Annotated in this window: 19 protein-coding genes; 13 read left to right on the forward strand and 6 right to left on the reverse strand. The window is 68.3% G+C overall.

Going from position 1 to position 17,965, the window contains the following annotated elements; genetic code table 11:
- Positions 1-11: 11 nt before the first annotated feature.
- From ABIE41_RS11150 to ABIE41_RS11165, 4 genes are read left to right on the forward strand one after another with little or no spacing between them, the layout of a single operon-like run.
- The gene (locus ABIE41_RS11150) at positions 12-596 is read left to right on the forward strand and encodes a DUF1285 domain-containing protein (protein WP_192644525.1); all 585 of its coding nucleotides are present in this window, start codon (positions 12-14) and stop codon (positions 594-596) included.
- Positions 596-1,240, forward strand: a complete 645-nt coding sequence (locus tag ABIE41_RS11155) for a CoA pyrophosphatase (protein WP_192644526.1) — start codon at positions 596-598, stop codon at positions 1,238-1,240. Before ABIE41_RS11150 ends, ABIE41_RS11155 begins: the two co-directional genes overlap by 1 nt.
- Positions 1,241-1,262: 22 nt before the next feature.
- Positions 1,263-1,520, forward strand: coding sequence for a DUF6111 family protein (locus ABIE41_RS11160; RefSeq protein WP_192644527.1), 258 nt, complete (start codon positions 1,263-1,265; stop codon positions 1,518-1,520).
- Positions 1,517-2,779 carry a CCA tRNA nucleotidyltransferase gene (locus ABIE41_RS11165; protein ID WP_192644528.1) on the forward strand — a complete coding sequence of 421 codons (1,263 nt, stop codon included), beginning with the start codon at positions 1,517-1,519 and terminating at the stop codon, positions 2,777-2,779. Before ABIE41_RS11160 ends, ABIE41_RS11165 begins: the two co-directional genes overlap by 4 nt.
- Here the strand turns inward: ABIE41_RS11165 and ABIE41_RS11170 are convergent.
- The 3 genes from ABIE41_RS11170 to ABIE41_RS11180 all read right to left on the reverse strand — a co-directional run bounded on the left by ABIE41_RS11170 (position 2,734) and on the right by ABIE41_RS11180 (position 5,280).
- A complete protein-coding gene (locus ABIE41_RS11170) occupies positions 2,734-3,690 on the reverse strand; it encodes a hypothetical protein (protein WP_192644529.1) in 957 nt (318 codons plus the stop codon). The two genes, ABIE41_RS11165 and ABIE41_RS11170, sit on opposite strands and share 46 nt — an antisense overlap.
- Positions 3,691-3,791: 101 nt before the next feature.
- Complete coding sequence (hemF, locus tag ABIE41_RS11175; protein WP_192644530.1) at positions 3,792-4,727, reverse strand: oxygen-dependent coproporphyrinogen oxidase; 936 nt, start codon at positions 4,725-4,727, stop codon at positions 3,792-3,794.
- A gap of 10 nt (positions 4,728-4,737) precedes the next feature.
- A complete protein-coding gene (locus ABIE41_RS11180; RefSeq protein ID WP_192644531.1) occupies positions 4,738-5,280 on the reverse strand; it encodes a tRNA (cytidine(34)-2'-O)-methyltransferase in 543 nt (180 codons plus the stop codon).
- 180 nt (positions 5,281-5,460) lie between these two features.
- Here ABIE41_RS11180 and ABIE41_RS11185 point away from each other — a divergent pair, with 180 nt between their 5' ends.
- The 9 genes from ABIE41_RS11185 to ABIE41_RS11225 all read left to right on the forward strand — a co-directional run bounded on the left by ABIE41_RS11185 (position 5,461) and on the right by ABIE41_RS11225 (position 14,953).
- The gene (locus tag ABIE41_RS11185; protein WP_354191966.1) at positions 5,461-7,326 is read left to right on the forward strand and encodes an ABC transporter ATP-binding protein; all 1,866 of its coding nucleotides are present in this window, start codon (positions 5,461-5,463) and stop codon (positions 7,324-7,326) included.
- A 193-nt stretch (positions 7,327-7,519) separates the two neighbouring features.
- Positions 7,520-8,071 (forward strand): ubiquinol-cytochrome c reductase iron-sulfur subunit, encoded by a 552-nt coding sequence (gene petA, locus ABIE41_RS11190; protein ID WP_354191968.1) that lies wholly within the window; start codon positions 7,520-7,522, stop codon positions 8,069-8,071.
- 53 nt (positions 8,072-8,124) lie between these two features.
- Positions 8,125-9,408 carry a cytochrome b gene (locus tag ABIE41_RS11195; protein ID WP_192644532.1) on the forward strand — a complete coding sequence of 428 codons (1,284 nt, stop codon included), beginning with the start codon at positions 8,125-8,127 and terminating at the stop codon, positions 9,406-9,408.
- 8 nt (positions 9,409-9,416) lie between these two features.
- A complete protein-coding gene (locus tag ABIE41_RS11200) occupies positions 9,417-10,286 on the forward strand; it encodes a cytochrome c1 (protein WP_354191971.1) in 870 nt (289 codons plus the stop codon).
- Between the two features lie 119 nt (positions 10,287-10,405).
- On the forward strand, positions 10,406-11,284 hold the full coding sequence (locus tag ABIE41_RS11205; protein ID WP_192644533.1) for an S-methyl-5'-thioadenosine phosphorylase: 879 nt from the start codon (positions 10,406-10,408) through the stop codon (positions 11,282-11,284).
- Positions 11,285-11,289: 5 nt separating this feature from the next.
- Complete coding sequence (locus ABIE41_RS11210; RefSeq protein WP_192644534.1) at positions 11,290-11,817, forward strand: adenine phosphoribosyltransferase; 528 nt, start codon at positions 11,290-11,292, stop codon at positions 11,815-11,817.
- Positions 11,818-11,824: 7 nt separating this feature from the next.
- Positions 11,825-12,934, forward strand: a complete 1,110-nt coding sequence (gene mtnA / locus ABIE41_RS11215; protein WP_192644535.1) for an S-methyl-5-thioribose-1-phosphate isomerase — start codon at positions 11,825-11,827, stop codon at positions 12,932-12,934.
- 13 nt (positions 12,935-12,947) lie between these two features.
- The gene (locus ABIE41_RS11220) at positions 12,948-13,592 is read left to right on the forward strand and encodes a class II aldolase/adducin family protein (protein WP_192644536.1); all 645 of its coding nucleotides are present in this window, start codon (positions 12,948-12,950) and stop codon (positions 13,590-13,592) included.
- 59 nt (positions 13,593-13,651) lie between these two features.
- Positions 13,652-14,953 carry a diguanylate cyclase gene (locus tag ABIE41_RS11225; protein ID WP_192644537.1) on the forward strand — a complete coding sequence of 434 codons (1,302 nt, stop codon included), beginning with the start codon at positions 13,652-13,654 and terminating at the stop codon, positions 14,951-14,953.
- A 48-nt stretch (positions 14,954-15,001) separates the two neighbouring features.
- Here ABIE41_RS11225 and ABIE41_RS11230 read toward each other — a convergent pair whose 3' ends face one another.
- Genes ABIE41_RS11230 through ABIE41_RS11240 form a run of 3 tightly spaced genes read right to left on the reverse strand, consistent with a single transcriptional unit; the run spans position 15,002 to position 17,961 of the window.
- Complete coding sequence (locus tag ABIE41_RS11230) at positions 15,002-15,937, reverse strand: dihydrodipicolinate synthase family protein (RefSeq protein ID WP_192644538.1); 936 nt, start codon at positions 15,935-15,937, stop codon at positions 15,002-15,004.
- Between the two features lie 51 nt (positions 15,938-15,988).
- Complete coding sequence (locus ABIE41_RS11235; protein ID WP_192644539.1) at positions 15,989-17,200, reverse strand: M24 family metallopeptidase; 1,212 nt, start codon at positions 17,198-17,200, stop codon at positions 15,989-15,991.
- A 47-nt stretch (positions 17,201-17,247) separates the two neighbouring features.
- Complete coding sequence (locus tag ABIE41_RS11240; RefSeq protein ID WP_192644540.1) at positions 17,248-17,961, reverse strand: GntR family transcriptional regulator; 714 nt, start codon at positions 17,959-17,961, stop codon at positions 17,248-17,250.
- Positions 17,962-17,965 lie beyond the last annotated feature (4 nt).

The following is a 17,965-nucleotide window of genomic DNA, read 5'->3' on the forward strand; positions in this document are numbered from 1 at the left end:
CAGGGGTTTCGATGAGCGAGACGCGCGGGGCGATGGAGCGGCTGATGGCGGCGCTGCAGGGCGGCAAGGCCCGCGGGATTCCGCCTGTCGAGCGCTGGAACCCCGATTTCTGCGGCGCTATCGACATCAGGATCGCGGCCGACGGCACCTGGTTTTATCAGGGCACGCCGATCGGCCGGCCGGCCCTGGTCAAGCTGTTCTCCTCCGTCCTGCGCCGGGATGGGGAGGATTACGTTCTCGTGACCCCGGTCGAAAAGCTCGGAATCACGGTCGAGGACGCGCCCTTCCAGGCGGTCGAGATGGCGGTCGAGGGGGATGGTGATGCGCGAACCATCGGCTTCCGCACGCAGGTGGACGACCTCGTCCAGGTCGGGCCTGACCATCCGATTCGTTTTGAGCGCGAGGCAACAGGGGATGGGCTCAAACCCTATGTCCATGTCCGGCGCAACCTCTGGGCGCGGCTGACGCGGGCGTTGACCTATGATCTGCTGGCGCTGGGCGAGGTGCGCGAGATCGAGGGCGTGGCGCAGTTCGGGGTGGCCGCGGGCGGGCTCTTCCATCCGGCCGTGCCGGCAAGCGAGATCGACGGGTTGTGATGCAGGCGCTTGATCTCACGGCCGAGCAATTCGCGGAACTCGCGCAGCGCCGGCTGCGGCCGGATCCGCCGCAGCCGGGGGACGTGATCGCGCGGCCGCGCGGCGACCACGATCACCAGCCGCATCCGGTGCCGCCGCCCGACGAGATGGCGGCGGTTCCCGCGGCGGTGCTGATCGGAATCGTGCCGCGGCCCCAGGGGCCGACCGTGATTTTGACCCAGCGTGCCGCGACGCTGCGCAGCCATTCGGCGCAGGTCGCCTTTCCCGGCGGGCGTGTGGACGCGGTCGATGGCTCTCCGGTCGTGACGGCGCTGCGCGAAGCGGAGGAGGAAATCGGCCTGCCGCGCGAGCGGGTGCGGACGTTGGGCTTCCTCGATGCCTATCTGACCGGAACGGGCTACCGGATCGTGCCCGTGGTGGGGCTGGTCGAGCCGCCCTTCTCGCTGACGCTGAACGCCCATGAGGTGGACGAGGCCTTCGAGACGCCGCTGTCCTTCCTGCTCGACCCGGCCAATCACCGCCGCGAAGGCCGTGAATGGAAGGGGCTCTACCGCACCTACTATGCGATGCCGTTCGGCGATCGCTATATCTGGGGCGCCACTGCCGGGATGATCCGCAATCTCTACGAGCGGCTCTCAGGCTGAACAGGACTGGACGATCAAGGCCATGCTGCGTTCGATCATCGAAGAGGTGCTTCTCTTCGTCCTGCCCTTCTGCGTCTTCGCCGGCTATCTCGTCGTCAAGCGGCGCAACCCGCTCGATGTGGAGCACTGGAGCCGGCATGTGTTCTGGCTGGCGGTGGTCGGGCTGGCGCTGGCGATCGCGCTCGTCGCCTATGGCGGCTGGACGGCGCCGCGCAGCACCGGCGCCTATGAGCCGCCGCATATGGAGAACGGGCAATTGGTACCCGGCCGCTTCAAATGACCTCCCCCGAGGGGCGGATCGCCGCGCTGCTGGCGCGGCCCTCGCTCTCCCGGTTGCTGGAGGCGCTCAACGGCGAGGGCGAGGAAACGCGCATCGTCGGGGGCGCCGTGCGCGATGCCCTGCTCGGCGAGCCGATCGGCGATGTCGATCTCGCGACGACCGCGCTGCCCGAGGAGACGATGCGGCGCGGCCGGCTGGCCGGATTCAAGGCCGTGCCGACGGGGATCGAGCACGGCACGGTGACCCTCGTCGCTGACGGCGTCGCCTGCGAGGTCACGACGCTGCGCGAGGATGTCGAGACAGACGGCCGGCGCGCGACGGTCCGCTTTGGGCGCGATTTTGTCGCCGATGCACGGCGGCGGGACTTCACGGTCAATGCGCTGTCGCTCGACCGGGCCGGAGTTGTCCATGACCCCTGCGGCGGGCTGCCCGATCTCGCCGCGCGGCGCATCCGCTTCATCGGCGATGCGGCAACCCGGATCCGCGAGGATTATCTGCGGATCCTGCGCTTCTTCCGCTTTCATGCGCGCTACGGGGCCGGCCCGCCGGATGCCGACGGCGTCCGCGCCTGCATCGCGGGGCGGGGAGGGCTGACGGGGCTGTCACGCGAGCGTGTGCGGGCCGAGCTGATGAAACTGCTGGTCGCGGCGGGCGCCGCGCCGGTCCTGCGCACCATGGCCGAGGCCGGACTTCTGATGCCGATGATCGGCCGCGTGCCGCATCTGGCGCGCTTCGAGGCCGTAACCGAGGGCGGCGGCGAGGGCGTTTTTCCCGCCTTCCGGCTGGCGGCGCTCGCCGTCGGCGTGCGCGAGGATGCGTTGCGCCTGCGCGAGGAGCTTCGCCTGTCGAATGACGAGTTCGACCGGATCGAGCGCATTGTCCTAGCGCTCGAGGGGCTCTCGGGCCGGGGTTCGCCGGCGACGCTGGCGCAGCTGCGCCATCTCGCCCATCGGGTCGGTCAGGACGCGGTGGCCGCCGGACTCGTGCTGCTGGCGGGGCGTGGTGCGGAGTCCGTCGAGCGAACGCAGGCGATGATCGCCGCACTGGGCCGCACCCCGCCCTTCCAGCCGACGGGGCGGGACGTGATCGCGCGCGGCATCCCGGCGGGGCCGGCGATCGGCCGGGTTCTCGAGGCCGCGCGGCACGCCTGGGTCGAGGCCGGAGCTCCCGATGACGCGCAGGCGCAGTTGCGCCTCCTGGAGGACGCCATCGCTCAGGGTGTGCGGATCGAGATGCCGCCGTCGACGACGCCGACATAGACCGAGCCGGAGACGATGTTGCCGGGCGCGCCATTGCCGCCGAGCTGGAAGATGGCGCCGCCGAGATAGCCGAAGTGGCGCCCCTTCGCCGTCATCTTCTCGCGCAGGAAGCTCTCATAGTCGCGCGCCTTGCCACCGGCTGCCTGCCTCGCCCGATTGTCCGCCTCCCAGTCCGCCTGGTAGGTCTTGTTCGCATTCGCCTTGCGGAATTCGTCGACCGGCAGGTAGCTGCCACCCGAATGCGGCTGGGTCAGCGACACGCCGACATTGACCTGCGGCCCGCCCTTCGTGCTCTGGCAGAGATCGACCATAAGGCCGCCATTGGCGGGCCGCACCGCGTCGATCATCTGGATATGCAGGCCGTTGGTCAGCATTACGACGCTGTTGGGCCGGACCTGGTCGAGGGATTTGACCGGCTTGAACAGCCCGGCGAAATCGAGCGGACGGCGGCCGACATATTTCGGCTCGAGGCCGGACTGGACCAGGTAGGTCCCGACGAAGCCGATGCAGTCGATGCCGAAGACGCCGTCATCGGCCATCGCCTGCAGGAAATCGCCGACCTTGAAATAGTCCTTGAAGGTCGGGTCCTTGGCGAGCACGTCGCGGTTGGCGTTCACCAGCGACATGACGATGGCGATGTCCATCGGCAGGCCCTGGCCGCTGAACACGCGCCCATAGCCCGGCTGGCCGGTGAGATAGGATTCAGGCTTTCCCTTGGTCAGCGACTGCAGCAGCCCGTTGAGCCGACCGGCCTTGGCATTGCCGCCCTTGCCGCCGCCGAACTGCGGATTGGCCGACATGTAGGAGGTGACCGCGACCAGCCCCTCGGGGTAGCCCGTATAGCCCGGGACCGGCAGCGCGTGCAGCAGGTCGACATATTCTCTGGGCGATAACAGAGCGATGCGCGCCATGGCCGCCGACTCCCGCTGCGACTGGAGAGCGCAGGCTGGCCGCTCGGCGCTGTCCGAGCGTCATCCATATGGCGGAGCCGGCAGGCGATGGCGCCGCCGGCTCAGGGCCAGCGCACCGTCGGCGGCATGGAGGAGAGGATCGTGTCGACATTGCCGCCGGTGCGCAGGCCAAAGATCGTGCCGCGGTCGTAGAGCAGGTTGAACTCGACATAGCGCCCGCGGCGGACCTGCTGCTCCTCGCGCTCGCCGGCGCTCCAGGGCTTGCCCATGTTGGCGCGCAGGATCGGCGGATAGGCGTTGAGGAAGGCCTCGCCCACGGCCTGGGTGAAGGAGAGGTCGCCGTCCGGATCGCCCGACCAGACATAGTCGTAGAAAATGCCGCCAATGCCGCGTGGTTCGTCGCGATGCTTCAGGTGGAAATACTCGTCGCACCAGGCCTTGAAGCGCGGATAGTCGGCGATCGGCGCATGGCGCTCGCAGGGGTCGCGCATCGCGGCGTGGAAGGCGATGGCGTCGGGATCGTCCTGGTTGCGCCTCGCGACCAGCACGGGGGTGAGGTCGGCGCCGCCGCCGAACCAGGGCTTCGTGGTGACGACGAAGCGCGTGTTCATGTGCACGGTCGGCGCGTGCGGGTTCCAGGGATGGGCGATCAGCGAGATGCCCGTGGCGTGGAAGCGCGGATCCTCCGCCGCGCCGGGGATCTGCCCGGCGAATTCTGGCTGGAAGGTGCCGTAGACGGTCGAGACATGGACGCCGACCTTCTCGAAGACGCGCCCGCTCATCATCGACATGACGCCGCCGCCGCCGGGCGCGCCGTCATGGTTGTTGCGCTGCCAAGGCGTGCGGACGAAGCGGCCGGGGGCGTCCGCCTCGGGCGGGAAGGGGCCGGTCGCCTCGTCCTCGATCGCCTCGAAGGAGGCGCAGATGCGGTCCCGCAGCGTCTCGAACCAGGCCTTCGCGCGGGGCTTCATCGCCTCGGCCCTCTCCAGCGCGGCGGGGTCGCTCGGCGCCGCGGCGGCGGCCTTGTGGTCAGTCATCCCCGTCTCCTCACCCTTGATGTCGTTCTTGGTGGTCTTCGGCCTGCACCGGCGCCGCGAAGCCACCGATCTGCCGCAAGGCTTCGCCCAGAACCAGGGCGCCTGCAATCGCGACGTTGAGGGAACGCAGGCCCGCGAGCATGGGCACATGCACCACCGCATCGGCGGCGGCATAGACCTCGGCCGCGACGCCGGCCGATTCCCGGCCGAGCATCACGATGTCGCCGGGTGCGAAGGCGAGGTCGAGATAGCGGGTCGGCCCATCGGTCTCGGCCAGGATCAGGCGGTGCCCCGCCTCGCGGCGCCAGCGGTCGAAGGCGGTGAAGGAGGCGTGGCGCGTGACGGCCGCGCGCTCGAGATAGTCCATGCCCGAACGGCGGAAATGCCGGTCGGAGACGTCGAAGGCGGCGGGTTCGACGATGTCGACGGCCAGGCCGAGGCAGGCGGCCATGCGGATCATCGTGCCGGTGTTCTGGGGAATGTCGGGCTGGTAGAGCGCCAGGCGCAGCGGCGCCCGACCCGTCGGAGATGCTGTTTCGTCGGTCGCCGTCATCCTGATGCTGTCATGGGGTGAAGGCGGCCGGTGCGTCAAGGACGGGGCACGCGGCGGGCATGCGCAGGCGAGACTGGCAATTCGCGTGGCTGCACGCCATATCGGCGGGCTGCCTGGGCCGGCCGCGCCGCCGATGCCCGCCCCGATTTCGTCGCCATGCCGGTCCAGAGGAGGGCGGACATGTTCACTCCGCTGTTCCGCTGGCTCGAGAGCCGGATCGACGTCTTCGCCCCCTTCGACGAAAGCGAGACACCGCCCCGCGGCGTCTGGCCCTTCATGTGGCATCACATCAAGGGTGCGAAGGGCTGGCTGTTCCTGGTCATGCTGACGGGGCTCGGCTTCAGCGGCATCGAGGCGGCGATGTATCTGATGGTCGGCTGGTTCGTCGACCTGCTGGCGACGCAGTCACCCGAAACGATTTTCCGCGACCATGGCTGGCTGCTGGGGGGCGCCGCGTTCCTGCTCGTGGTGGTGCGGCCGCTGGTCTATTTCGCCAATCACGCGATCGTCGATCAGGTCGTGGTCCCGCAGATCACCAACCAGATCCGCTGGCGCAACCATGTCTACACGCTCGGCCATGCACTCGGTTATTTCCAGAACGACTTCGCGGGGCGTCTCTCCTCGCGCGTGATCCAGGCCGGGCAGTCGATCCGCGGCGCCACGATCGAGGTCATCGACGATCTCTGGTATGCGCTGATCTTCGCCTCGGTCGCGATCGGCTTCTTCGGGGCGACCTCGCTGTGGCTCGCGCTGCCGGTGCTGGTCTGGCTCGCGGCCTATGTCGCGCTGCTGGTCTATTTCGTGCCGCGCGCGAAAAGCCGCTCCGAGGCCAATTCGCTGGGCCGCTCCTCGACGACGGGCCGCATCGTCGACGCCTACACCAACATCCTGACGGTGAAGCTCTTCGCCCGGGCCGATGCCGAGCGCTCGGCCGTGCGCGAGTCGCTGTCGCGCTGGAACACCGCCTTCCTCAACCTGTCGCGGCTGATCACCGGCGTCAGCGTCATCCTGCAGACGATGAACAGCCTGCTGGTCGTGGTCACGGCCTGGCTCTGCCTCTGGCTCTGGAGCCAGGGTGCGATGACGCCGGGTGCGGTCGCGGCGTCGATCGGCCTCGTGCTGCGCCTCGTCCAGATGTCGAGTTGGCTGATCCATCTCGTGCGCGGCGTGTTCGAGAATATCGGCGCGGTGCAGGAGAGCATGGAGACGATCGCCAAGCCGCACGATCTGACGGATGCGCCCGACGCGGCGCCGCTGGCCGTCGACCATGGCGCGATCCGCTTCGAAGGCGTGCGGTTCAACTACGGCAAGGGCGGCGGGCTGTTCGAAGGTCTCGATATCGAGATCAGGCCGGGCGAGAAGATCGGACTGGTCGGGCCTTCGGGCGCGGGCAAGTCGACGCTCGTCAACCTGCTGCTGCGGCTCTACCCTCTCGAGGGCGGGCGCATCCTGATCGACGGGCAGGACATCGCCCATGTCACGCAGGACTCCTTGCGCGCGCAGATTGGCATGGTGACGCAGGACAATTCGCTGCTGCACCGCTCGATCGGCGACAACATCGCCTATGGGCGCATCGGCTCGACGGCCGATGAGATCGCGCAGGCGGCGCGCCAGGCCTCGGCACATGAATTCGTCGAGGGCCTCAGCGACCAGGACGGGCGGCGCGGCTTCGATTCGCGCGTCGGCGAGCGCGGCGTGAAGCTTTCCGGCGGCCAGCGACAGCGCATCGCGATCGCACGGGTCCTGCTGAAGGACGCGCCGATCCTGATTCTCGACGAGGCGACCTCGGCGCTGGATTCGGAGGTCGAGGCGGCGATTCAGGAGCAACTCACCTCACTGATGCAGGGCAAGACGGTCATCGCCATCGCGCACCGGCTGTCGACCATCGCGGCGCTCGACCGGCTGATCGTGCTCGATCGCGGCCGGGTCGTCGATGTCGGGACCCATGCTGAACTGGTCGCGAGGCCCGGGCTCTATGCGCGGCTTTGGTCGCGCCAGTCGGGCGGGTTCCTGGCCGCGGCGGACGCCGAAACGCTGCCCGCCTGAGCCCTCGCCAGCGGGCGGGCGTCATGCACCGCCGCATGCCCGCCAACAGTAGACTTCGTCCAATCTGCATGCCAAAGAGCGCGGCAGTGACGCGCCGCCGCATTGCGGCCGTGACAACGCGCGCCTAAACACGGCGCTGGGTTGCAATTTCGAGTTCTTCCAAAACTCGATCGACGTTTTAGAGGATTGGATCGTGGCGAACGCGACCGATACGAAACCGACCGAATCCACCCGTCGCGACTTCCTGATGCTGGCCACAGGCGCCGTCGGCGCCGTCGGGCTCGGCGCCGTCGTCGTTCCTCTCGTCAGCCAGCTCGCGCCCGACGCGCAGACGGTGGCTGCGGGTGCGCCGATCGATCTCGATCTCGCCCCCATCGCGGAAGGCCAGGCGATCAAGCTGTTCTGGCGCGGCAAGCTCATCTTCGTGCGCCACCGCACCAAGAAGGAGATCGACGAGGCCCGCGCGGTCAACGTCGCCTCGCTGCCCGATCCGCAGCCCGACCAGGCCCGCGTCAAGCAGGGCCACGAGGAATTCCTGGTGGTGTACGGCAACTGCACCCATCTCGGCTGCGTGCCGCTCGGCAATTCGCCCGGCGACCCGAAGGGCGATTTCGACGGCTGGTTCTGCCCCTGCCACGGTTCGCACTACGATTCGTCGGGTCGCATCCGCAAGGGGCCGGCGCCGCTCAACCTGCCGATCCCGCCCTACGCCTTCAGCGCCGACACCAAGATCCGGATCGGCTGAGCGTCCCGCTCGCCCCGATCCCGCCTGTACGAGACAGCCCCGAGGCAATCCGCATGAGTGGTCACAGCTCCTACGTCCCGAAGACAGGTTTCGAGCGCTGGCTCGATGCGCGTCTGCCGATCATCCGCCTCGCGCACGATTCCGCGGTGTCCTATCCGGTGCCGCGTAACCTGAACTATTTCTGGACCTTCGGCGGCATCCTGATGTTCATGCTGGTGGCCCAGATCGTCACCGGCGTCATCCTGGTGATGCACTACACGCCGCAGGCGACGCTGGCGTTCAACTCCGTCGAGCACATCATGCGCGACGTGAACTATGGTTGGCTGCTGCGCTACCTGCACTCCAACGGCGCCTCGATGTTCTTCCTGGCGGTCTACATCCACATCTTCCGCGGCCTCTATTACGGCTCCTACAAGGCCCCGCGCGAGGTGCTCTGGATCCTCGGCGTCATCATCCTGCTGCTGATGATGGCCACCGCCTTCATGGGCTATGTGCTGCCCTGGGGTCAGATGTCCTTCTGGGGCGCGACCGTCATCACCAACCTGTTCTCGGCGCTGCCGGTGATCGGCGAGACGATCGTGACCTTCCTGTGGGGCGGCTACTCGGTCGACAACCCGACGCTGAACCGGTTCTTCTCGCTGCACTACCTGCTGCCCTTCATGATCTTCGGCGTGGTCATCCTCCACGTCTGGGCGCTGCATCACGTCGGCCAGAACAACCCGACCGGCGTCGAGGTGAAGAACGTCGCCAAGGACACCGTGCCGTTCACGCCCTATGCGACGGTCAAGGACCTGTTCGCGATGGTGTGCTTCATCTTCGTGTTCTCCTATTTCGTCTTCTACCAGCCGAACTTCCTCGGCCATGCCGACAACTACATCCCGGCCAATCCGGCCGTGACGCCGGCGCACATCGTCCCCGAATGGTACTTCCTGCCGTTCTACGCGATCCTGCGCGCGGTGCCGGACAAGCTCGGCGGCGTCATCGCCATGGGCGCGGCCATCGTGGTGCTCGCCTTCCTGCCCTGGATCGACAGCTCCAAGGTCAAGTCGATGAGCTACCGTCCGATCGCCCGCCAGCTCTTCTGGGCCTTCGCCGTGGTTTGCATCGGCCTCGGCTATCTCGGCGCGATGCCGGCGGAGGGCGGTTACGTCATCGCCTCGCAGGTCTTCACCGTGCTGTATTTCGGCTACTTCGTGGCGCTCTTCGTCGTCGGCCTGTTCGAGCGGCCCAAGGCGCTGCCGAACTCCATCGCCGACTCCGTGCTCGGCACGCTGCAGGGTGGATCGGGTGCGCGCATGGGCACCGCGGTCGCCGCCGAACCCAACGCCAAGGGCTGAGACGAATCATGAGCAAGATGTTGGTTCGTTCGGCCGCTTTCGGCCTCATGCTCGCCGCCCTGCCGCTGACGGCGCAGGCCGCCGGCGAGCGCGTCGAGCCGCCGGCGCTGAGCTGGTCGTTCTCGGGGCCCTTCGGCAAGTTCGACCGGGCGCAGCTGCAGCGCGGCTACAAGGTCTTCAAGGAGGTCTGTGCCAACTGCCACGCGGCCTCGCTGCTGAAGTTCCGCAACCTCGCGCAACCCGGCGGCCCGGAGTTCTCTGCCGGCCAGGTTACGGCGCTGGCCGCGACCTACCAGGTCAAGGACGGCCCCAATGAGACGGGCGAGATGTTCGAGCGGCCCGGCCGCCCGGCCGACGCCTTCCCGTCGCCCTTCCCGAACGAGCAGGCGGCGCGGGCCGCCAACGGTGGCGCCTACCCGCTCGACCTCTCGGTGATCGCAAAGGCGCGCACCTATGAGCGCGGCTTCCCCCGCTTCGTCTTCGACATCTTCACCCAGTACCAGGAGCAGGGGCCGGACTACATCGCCGCGCTGCTGACGGGGTACAAGGACCCGCCGCCCGAGGGCGTGACGCTTCTGCCGGGCCAGTACTACAACACCTATATGCCCGGCCATCTGATCGCGATGCCGAACCCGCTCAATGACGGCCAGGTCGAGTTCCCGAAGGGCGCCGACGGCCAGCCGCAGGTTCCGGAGACCGCCAAGCAGTACGCCAAGGACGTCACGGCCTTCCTGATGTGGGCGGCCGAGCCGCATCTCGAGGCGCGCAAGCGCACGGGCATGCAGGTGATGCTGTTCCTGCTCATCTTCGGCGGGCTGCTCTACTACACGAAGAAGAAGGTCTGGTCGCGCATGCCCGACGGCACGCCCGCCCACTGATCCTTCCCGCTTTCGCAGAAGGCCCCGGCGACGGGGCCTTTTTTCGTTGGTGGCGAGGCGCCGCTTGATGCACCGGCGCCCGCGCGGCACAGTCCCGCCCCGGCATCAGGGATAGCGAGATGAGCGAAGCGGTATTGGGGATCATCGGCGGGTCGGGCATCTACGACCTGCCGGGGCTGAGCGACCTGCGCGAGGAGCGCATCGAAAGCCCCTGGGGCGAGCCGTCCGACGTGCTGCGGATCGGCCGGATAGGCAAGACGAAGATCGTCTTTCTCCCCCGCCATGGCCGCGGCCACGCGATCCCGCCCTCGGAGATCAACTACCGCGCCAATATCGATGTGATGAAGCGGGCCGGTGTGACCGATCTCGTGTCGCTATCCGCCTGCGGTTCCTACAAGGCCGAGCTCTATCCGGGGCTGTTCGTGCTGGTCGACCAGTTCGTCGACCGCACCAGCGGCCGGGCCTCCTCCTTCTTCGGAAGGGGCTGCGCCGCCCATGTCTCCGTCGCCCACCCGGTCGGGCCGGCGCTGCAGGGGCTGATCGCGGAAGCCGCTACGGCGGAGGGCCTGCCCTTCGTGCGCGGCGGCACGCTGGTGACGATGGAAGGGCCGCAATTCTCCACCTACGCGGAATCCATGACCTACAAGACGCTGGGCTACGACCTGATCGGCATGACGGCGATGCCCGAGGCCAAGCTCGCCCGCGAGGCCGAGATCACCTATGCGACGGTCGCGATGGTCACCGACTATGACTGCTGGCACGAGGAGCATGGGCCGGTCGATGTCGCCGCCGTGGTCAAGGTGCTGCACGAGAATGCCGACAAGGCGAAGCGGCTGGTGGCGCGGCTGGCGGCCGATTTCCCGCCGGAGCGCGTGCCCTGTCCCGCCGGCTCGCACAACGCGCTCGACAATGCCCTCATCACCGCGCCCGAAATGCGCGATCCCGCCCTGCTCGCCAAGCTCGACGCCGTGGCGGGTCGCCTCCTGAAAGCGGACTGACTGCGATGAACCTTGCCGACAGCATCCGCGCCATTCCGGATTATCCCAAGCCGGGCATCGTGTTCCGCGACATCACCACGTTGCTGGGGGACGCCCGCGCCTTCCGCCGCGCGGTCGACGAGTTGGTGCAGCCCTTCGCCGGGCTGAAGATCGCCAAGATCGCCGGCATCGAGGCCCGCGGCTTCATCCTGGGCGGGGCGGTGGCCCACCAGCTCTCGGCCGGCTTCGTGCCGGTGCGCAAGAAGGGCAAGCTGCCGCACGAGACCGTCAGCGTCACCTATGAGCTGGAATACGGCACCGACGAGATCGAGGTCCACAAGGATGCGGTGTCGCCGGGCGAGCGCGTGCTGCTGGTCGACGACCTGATCGCAACCGGCGGGACGGCGGAAGGTGCGGTCAACCTGCTGTCGCAGCTGGGGGCTGAGGTCGTCGCCGCCTGCTTCATCGTCGACCTGCCCGATCTCGGCGGCGCCGACCGGGTCCGCCGGCTCGGCGTGCCCGTTCGCACGCTCGTCGCTTTCGGCGGGCATTGACGGCCGCATGAAGATCAACGGCCAGCCCTACCGCACGATCTGGCTCGCGCCGGATGGCTGGCGTGTCTGCGTCATCGACCAGACGCGGCTGCCCTTCCGCTTCGAGACCGTGACCCTGTCCTCGCAAGAGGCGGCAGCGGAGGCTATTCGCGCAATGGTGGTGCGGGGCGCGCCGCTGATCGGGGCGACGGCCGCCTATGGCGTGGCGCTGGCGATGCGCGCGGACGCCTCCGACGCGGCGCTGGAAGCGGCACTCGCCCTGCTCGGTGCGACGCGGCCGACCGCCGTCAATCTGCACTGGGCGCTGGCGCGGATGCGCGCGCGGCTCTCGCCGCTGTCGGGGCCGGAGCGGGCCGAGGCCGCCTATGCCGAGGCCGCCGCGCTCTGCGATGAGGACGTCGCGCTTTGCCGCGCCATTGGCGAGCACGGGCTCGGCGTGCTCCGCTCCATCGCGGCCGAAAAGGCGGAAGGCGCGACGCTCAACATCCTGACCCATTGCAACGCCGGCTGGCTGGCGACCGTCGACTGGGGCACGGCACTGGCGCCGATCTATCTGGCCCATGATGCCGGCATGCCCGTCCATGTCTGGGTGGACGAGACGCGGCCGCGCAACCAGGGCGCGGCGCTGACCGCCTACGAACTCGGCGGCCACGGCGTGCCGCATACGGTGATCGCGGATAATGCCGGCGGGCATCTGATGCAGCACGGACAGGTGGATATGGTCATCGTCGGCACCGACCGGACGACGGCCAGCGGCGATGTCGCCAACAAGATCGGGACGTATCTCAAGGCGCTGGCGGCGCATGACAACGGCGTGCCGTTCTATGTCGCGCTGCCGTCGCCGACCATCGACTGGAGCCTGTCGGACGGTTTGCGCGAGATCCCGATCGAGGAACGCGCGGCGCGGGAGGTGACGCATCTCACCGGGCTGGGGGAGGATGGCGAGGTGCGCTCGATCCGCGTCGTCGCGCCCGGCAGCAACGCCGCCAACCCCGCCTTCGACGTTACCCCGGCCCGGCTCGTGACCGGGCTCATCACCGAGCGCGGCGTCTGCGAGGCGAGCGCGGAGGGGCTGGCACGGCTGTTTCCGGAACGGGCCGGACGGCCCCCGGCGTGAGCAGGACGAGATCATGAGCAGAAACGAACTCGGCGCCGGCATCGTCGCCGTCGCGCAGGCCATCGACCATGCAGGTTTCTGCCCGTCGAAATCGGGCAATGTCTCGGCCCGGACCGAAGGCGGTTTCCTGATCACGCCGTCGGGCCTGCCCTATGCCCAGACGACCCCGGAGGATCTGATCGAATTGTCGCTCGACGGCATGGTTCTCTCGGGCGCGCGCAAGCCGTCCTCGGAATGGCCCTTCCATGCCGCGATCTATCGGGCGCGGCCGGAGGCGCAGGCGATCGTGCACACGCATTCGCCGCGTGCCACTGCGCTGTCCTGCACGCGCAGAGGCATTCCGGCGTTTCACTACATGATCGCGCTTTGCGGTGGCGCCGACATCCGCTGCGCCGACTACGCGACCTTCGGTACGCCCGAACTGGCGGAGAATGCGGTGCGGGCGCTGGAGGGCCGCAAGGCGGTGCTGCTCGCCAATCACGGCGTCATCGCGCTCGGCGCCTCGCTCGCCGGGGCCCACCAGATCGTGGCCGAGGTCGAAAATCTGGCCGGGCAGTATCTCGATATCCTCGCTGCCGGGCTGGAGCCCGTCATTCTCGACGAGGCGGAGATGGCGCGGGTGAGCGCCAAGTTCGCGGGCTACGGCAAGGTCGGCTGAGGCCGGGGCCATTCCGGGGTATCTTACTGCTTGTTAAGGCCCGTGCGGCATGAAAGGGCATGATCCTATCGCCGTACCTGCATGCCTCCCTGGATATGCTCGGCATTGCCGCCTGCGAGTACGACGCGCGGCTGGATGCCGTCAGCTGGAACAACACCTTCCTGCAGTTCTTCCCGGAGGATGACGGCGAGATCTATGTCGGCGAGCCCTACGCGGACAATCTCGTTCGTTTCTATCGCTGCCGCCTGTCTCCGGAGGAGATGCCCGAGGTCGAGCGCTATATCGCCGAAGGCGTTGCGCGCCACGACAACCAGACGCAGCCCTTCGAGTTCATCCACCATGGTCGCCGGCTGCGGGCCTCGTCGCTTCGCGCTCCCGATGGCGGACGTGTGCGGCTGTGGCAGCGGCTGGATGCCGAACATCGGGCAGAGGCCGTTCCCGAGCTCGTGCTGCCCGTGTTCGAGGCGCTGCCCTTCATTCCCGACGGAGCGACCATTCTCGATGCGGATGATCGGATCGTCGCCGCCAACGATGCCTTCAGGCAGCTCTATGGCCTGCCCGGAGACCGGCCGGTCGTCGGCTGCACGCTCGACGACATCATCGCCTGGTGCTGGCGCGAGGGGTCACCGGCCGGCGCCTGGCGCGCCGCCATTCGCAATGGCCTGCGCTATGACGGGGCGCCCTTCGAGATCGAGTTGCCCGGCCAGCGCTGGCTGAGGGTCATCGCCCGGCACAGCATCGGCGGCATCGGCTTCTTCACCCACGCCGACATCACGGCCGCCAAGCGCCAGCATATCGAGCTCGTCGAGGCACAGGCGGCGCTGCAACGGGCCAACGAAGAGCTGGCCAAGCTCGCGGGCACCGACGCGCTGACGGGCCTCGCCAACCGGCGCGCCTTCATGACGTTCCTGGCAGCAGAGGCCCGGATCGCCCGGCCGCTGTCGCTGCTGGCGATCGACGTCGATCATTTCAAGGCGATCAACGACCGCTTCGGCCACCTCGTCGGCGATGCCTGTCTGAAGATGATCGGGTCGATCGTGGCCGAGCAGGCGAGCGGCCACCGGCGGCTCGTCTCGCGGATCGGCGGCGAGGAGTTCGGGGTGGTTCTTGGCGGGGCCTCGCCGGCGGATGCTCACCGGGTCGGGCTCGCGATCCGCGTGGCGCTGGCCCGCGCGCCCTGGCGAAGCCTACACCCCGACCTCGACCACGCGACGGTCTCGATCGGGCTCTGCTCCGCCGAGGGGCCGATCGACGAGGACATGCTCTATGGCTGCGCCGACGAGGCGCTCTACGCGGCCAAGCGCAATGGTCGCGACCGGATCGAGTCGCAACCATTGCCGGTCACGCGCCGGATGGCTTGACGGCACCGCCCGGGCGCGGACGGTGCCGGATGGCCTCGCCGGATCGCGTCAGGCCTTCTTCCAGGCCGCGTACCACGTGTTGAAGAGCGCGAGCTGGGTGCGCGCGTAGTGCTTCTGGCCTTCGGTCAGGCTGTCGGAGGCGTTGAAGTGCAGCTCGTATTCGGGGCTGCCCTCGAGCACCATCAGGTACTTGTAGAACAGCACGAGGTCCGGCCCCTCGTCGAAGCTCGACAGCACGGCAAGCGCGCCATCCAGTTCGAGCGCCTTGGCCCGCGCCGCGACGTCGCCCGTGGCGGCCTTCTCGCAGAGCGCAACGAGGCGCAGCACCGGCTCGGGCAGCACGTTGCCGATGCCGGTGATCGCGCCGCTGGCGCCGCAATTGACGAAGCCGTGGAAGACCTGCGTGTCGACGCCGACCATCAAGGTGATGTCCTCCGACTGGCCGGTGATGTTCTCGGCTGCGTAGGTCAGGCTCTTGGCGCCGCCGAACTCCTTGAAGCCGATCAGGTTGGGGTAGCTCTCGCGCAGCTTGAAGAACAGCTCGGCACGGGTCTCGAAGCCGTAATAGGGGCTGTTGTAGATCACCGCCGGCAGACCGTCGGCGGCCTCCAGGATGGCGCCGAAATGCGCGGCCTGGGCGGTCGCCGAGGGGCCGCGCGAGAGCACGCGCGGGATCACCATCAGGCCCTTGGCGCCGACCTGTTTGGCGTGAGCGGCGAGCGCTGCGGCGCGCTGCGTGTTCTGCGCGCCGGTGCCGACGATCACGGGAATGCCCGCCTTCGTCAGCCGGGCGGTGCCTTCCATGCGCTGCTCGTCCGTCAGGAGCGGCCAGTCACCCATCGAGCCGCAATAGACGACGGCCGACATGCCGGCGGCGATCAGCTCCTGCCCCTTGCGGACGAGGGCGTCGAAATCAGGCGTGCGGTCGGCCTTGCAGGGCGTCATGAGGGCCGGGATCGTCCCGGAGAAGATGTTCGAAGCCATCTGCTTCTTCCTTTGGTTGTTCTTGTCGAGGGTCTTGGGTGGCGGCTTGGTTCAGGCTTCGTAGGCGAAGGGGTCGTCGACGGTGTGGGCGGGCTGGGTGAACCAGCGCGCGCCGTCCTGCGTCATGTAGGCGATGTCCTCGAGGCGGACGCCGAACTCGCCGTAGATGCACATCATCGGCTCGATCGAGAAGCACATGCCGACCTGGAGCGGGGTCTTGTTGCCCTTGACCATGAAGGACTCCTCATGGACGTCGAGGCCGAGCCCGTGGCCAGTGCGGTGGGGCAGGCCGGGGACCTTGTAGCCGGGGCCGTAGCCGGCCGCCTCGATGACGCCGCGCGCGCCGAAATCGACGTTCTCGCAGGGCGCGCCGAGCTGGGCTGCGGCGAAGCCGGCGAGCTGGGCCTTCTTCTCCAGGTTCCAGATCTCGCGCTGGCGTTCTGTCGGCTCGCCGAAGACATAGGTGCGGGTGATGTCCGAGCGGTAGCCTCCGACCTTGGTGCCCATGTCGATCAGCACCATGTCGCCGTCGACGAGGGTCTGCTCATGGGGCACGCCATGGGGGTAGGCGGTCGCCTCGCCGAACTGGGCGGCGCCGCTGGTCCAGCTCATGCCGAGTTTGCGATGGGCGCGGTCGAGGAAATCCTTGGTCTGCGCGGTGGTGACGCCGACCTGCAGCGCACGGGCGGCGGCGCGGTGGACCTCCATGGTGATGTCCATGGCGCGCTGGATCAGGGCAATCTCGGCGGCCGATTTCAGCTGGCGGCAGGCGGCGGTGATCGAGCTGCCCTGCGTGAAGGTGAAGCGGTTGCCGGCCTTGCGCAGCCCATCGACGATGTAGAAAGGCGTGTGCGGGTCGAGAGCGACCTGGCCGCTCTCATAGCCCATGCTGCGGATGGTCTCGACGACGAGCTCGGTCGGGTCCTCGTGTTCTTCCCAGCAGCGGACATCGTCGCCGAATTTCATGTATTCGCGCGTCTTCGGCTCCTCGAAGGTGGGGCTGAGATAGGCGATCTCGCCCTCGACGGGAATCACCGCGCCATGCAGCCGCTCGGTGAGATTGAGCTGGATGCCGGTGAAATAGGCCAGGCTCGTCGAGGTATCCAGATAGAGCGCCTGCAGGCCCTGCTCGCGCAGCAGCTTCTGCGCCTTGGCGATGCGCTCCTTGAACTCCTTGACCGCGATCGGCTCGATGCCGTCGGTCATCGGCTTCAGTTTGGCGAGTTCCGCCTCGAAGCTCGATCCGCCCACTCCGATGGTCATCGTCTTGCGTCCTCGTTGGTCAGTCTTGAAAGCTGGAAAGGTGCAGTTCAGGCCGCGGGGGCATGGGTCAGGGCGGGTTCTTCGGTCTGCAGCAGGTGGAGCAGGTCTTCACGCACGGCCATGACGTGGTCATGCGTCAGGCGCGCGGCTCCGTCAGCATCGCCGGCCCGGCAGAGATCGAGCAGCGCGGCGTGCTCGCGCTTGGCGCGGGCGGTGGCGCCCTCCGACATGGAAAGCTGGACGCGGGTGTAGCGGTCGGTGTTTGCGAGCAGCACCCGGACGAGTTCGAGCGTCTGGCCACGGCCCGAGGCCCGGTAGAGCGAGAGGTGATATTCGCGGTTGAGCTCGCCATAGGCCTCGAGGTCGCTCCGGCCGATGGCCGCGGCATACTCGGCCAGGATGGTCTCGGCGCGCTCGAAATCGGCGGCGTTCAGCCGGGGCACGGCGCGGCGGATCAGGTCCGGTTCCAGCATGGCGCGCAGGTCGAAGAGCTCGGCGATGTCGGCGGCCGAGAGTGCCGTCACCACCGCGCCGCGATGCGGATGAAGCGTCACCAGCCCCTCCGCCGCAAGCTGGTGGAAGGCCTCGCGCAGCGGGATGCGGCTGATGCCGAACTCGCGCGCCAGCGCGTCCTGCCGCAGCGCTTCGCCGGCGGCGACGGCACCCGACAGGATGCGGCGGCGCAGCTCGGCGACCGTCGCTCCGGTGACGGTCTGGCGGGGCAGCGGCCTTTGCGAGAGGGGGGCGAGGATAGCGACCATGCGG

Source organism: Bosea sp. OAE506 (genome assembly GCF_040546595.1).
Lineage (GTDB): Bacteria > Pseudomonadota > Alphaproteobacteria > Rhizobiales > Beijerinckiaceae > Allobosea.

Coding starts and splice junctions, on each gene's coding strand:
- ABIE41_RS11150 (WP_192644525.1), top strand. CDS start 12: ATGAGCGAGACGCGCGGGGCGATGGAGCGGCTGATGGCGGCGCTGCAG.
- ABIE41_RS11155 (WP_192644526.1), top strand. CDS start 596: ATGCAGGCGCTTGATCTCACGGCCGAGCAATTCGCGGAACTCGCGCAG.
- ABIE41_RS11160 (WP_192644527.1), top strand. CDS start 1,263: ATGCTGCGTTCGATCATCGAAGAGGTGCTTCTCTTCGTCCTGCCCTTC.
- ABIE41_RS11165 (WP_192644528.1), top strand. CDS start 1,517: ATGACCTCCCCCGAGGGGCGGATCGCCGCGCTGCTGGCGCGGCCCTCG.
- ABIE41_RS11170 (WP_192644529.1), bottom strand. CDS start 3,690: ATGGCGCGCATCGCTCTGTTATCGCCCAGAGAATATGTCGACCTGCTG.
- hemF (WP_192644530.1), bottom strand. CDS start 4,727: ATGACTGACCACAAGGCCGCCGCCGCGGCGCCGAGCGACCCCGCCGCG.
- ABIE41_RS11180 (WP_192644531.1), bottom strand. CDS start 5,280: ATGACGGCGACCGACGAAACAGCATCTCCGACGGGTCGGGCGCCGCTG.
- ABIE41_RS11185 (WP_354191966.1), top strand. CDS start 5,461: ATGTTCACTCCGCTGTTCCGCTGGCTCGAGAGCCGGATCGACGTCTTC.
- ABIE41_RS11195 (WP_192644532.1), top strand. CDS start 8,125: ATGAGTGGTCACAGCTCCTACGTCCCGAAGACAGGTTTCGAGCGCTGG.
- ABIE41_RS11200 (WP_354191971.1), top strand. CDS start 9,417: ATGAGCAAGATGTTGGTTCGTTCGGCCGCTTTCGGCCTCATGCTCGCC.
- ABIE41_RS11205 (WP_192644533.1), top strand. CDS start 10,406: ATGAGCGAAGCGGTATTGGGGATCATCGGCGGGTCGGGCATCTACGAC.
- ABIE41_RS11210 (WP_192644534.1), top strand. CDS start 11,290: ATGAACCTTGCCGACAGCATCCGCGCCATTCCGGATTATCCCAAGCCG.
- mtnA (WP_192644535.1), top strand. CDS start 11,825: ATGAAGATCAACGGCCAGCCCTACCGCACGATCTGGCTCGCGCCGGAT.
- ABIE41_RS11220 (WP_192644536.1), top strand. CDS start 12,948: ATGAGCAGAAACGAACTCGGCGCCGGCATCGTCGCCGTCGCGCAGGCC.
- ABIE41_RS11225 (WP_192644537.1), top strand. CDS start 13,652: ATGATCCTATCGCCGTACCTGCATGCCTCCCTGGATATGCTCGGCATT.
- ABIE41_RS11230 (WP_192644538.1), bottom strand. CDS start 15,937: ATGGCTTCGAACATCTTCTCCGGGACGATCCCGGCCCTCATGACGCCC.
- ABIE41_RS11235 (WP_192644539.1), bottom strand. CDS start 17,200: ATGACCATCGGAGTGGGCGGATCGAGCTTCGAGGCGGAACTCGCCAAA.
- ABIE41_RS11240 (WP_192644540.1), bottom strand. CDS start 17,961: ATGGTCGCTATCCTCGCCCCCCTCTCGCAAAGGCCGCTGCCCCGCCAG.